Consider the following 1148-nt stretch of genomic DNA (forward strand, 5'->3'; position numbering starts at 1 on the left):
GCAAGCTCGAAAGCGCTTGACCTCAACGTGCCGAATAGAGAAGTGCTTCAGGACTGCTGCAACCCGGACTTTTTCAACACTATCGGTTAGGCCCTGCCGTTTGAATCGGCGGCTATACCGGCCCAGACCCGACCTTCTATCCGAGCGGTGAGTTGGATCGCTGGGACAGATCGATCCTGATCGTCCGCAAACCCACACGCGAACTGCCGCGGGAAAAGACGGCACCGCCAGAGTCGCAGAGAGGGCGAAGTGACGTGCGGCGACCGCAGGATACCACTGTCTCAGGCTGGCGGTGAAGGAATCGTCGTCGAGGATTCGATGGAATATGGCGATCTCGAAACGACGCACCAGCTTTCCACGTCCGGTGCTCATTTTGTCGAGGTTGGTGTTGACGTCGCGAGCGGTGAGACTCGTGTTCGCCGGATGCTGGCCGTTTGCTCAGCGGGACGGATTCTCAACCCGAAGACGGCACGCAGCCAGGTCATTGGTGGTATGACGATGGGGGTTGGCGCCGCGCTTTCGGAGGAGCTTGCCGTAGACAAAACGCGCGGGTTCTTCGTGAACCACGATCTCGCTGGCTACGAGGTTCCCGTTCATGCAGACATTCCGCATCAAGAGGTTATTTTCCTCGACGAGACCGACCCATACTCTTCGCAATGAAGGCAAAGGGTATTGGCGAGCTAGGCATTTGCGGAGTCGCCGCCGCAGTGGCAAACGCCATCTACAATGCTACCGGTGTCCGCGTTCGTAACTATCCCATAACGCTGGACAAATTGACTGAGCAGCTGCCGGCGGCCTGAGGCTGGTTAGGCGTCTCTTTGTTGAGACGCCGAAGAACAATGCACCGGGCGGCACTTCCGACGATAAACCAATAGCGGCTTGGGCAAGCGTCATGCCGCTTGGCTCAGGTCGCACTCGCACGGCTGCTGGATTAAACAAAAATTCAGGCTCCCGCTCGGTAAGCTCAGGGCCCACGGCGACTTCATGGCGAGAACGTAGCGCGAGGCAGGCACGATGTGCCGAAACGCGTGTGCGAGTCCGACGTCTGGATGTCGCCGTCTGGTGTCCAACCCGGAGACATGGGTAACAGATTGTACTTAAGACATGGGTGACAACCTCGTGCCGAACGGGTTGTCGATGGTCTGCAA

Annotated in this window: 1 pseudogene; it reads left to right on the forward strand. The window is 58.3% G+C overall.

What is annotated here, in order from left to right:
- Positions 1-240 precede the first annotated feature (240 nt).
- A pseudogene (locus tag NKH67_RS33985) lies at positions 241-800 on the forward strand (molybdopterin cofactor-binding domain-containing protein); the annotation flags it as partial.
- Positions 801-1148: the final 348 nt, after the last annotated feature.

This window comes from Mesorhizobium sp. M0968 (genome assembly GCF_040319065.1).
GTDB lineage: Bacteria > Pseudomonadota > Alphaproteobacteria > Rhizobiales > Rhizobiaceae > Mesorhizobium.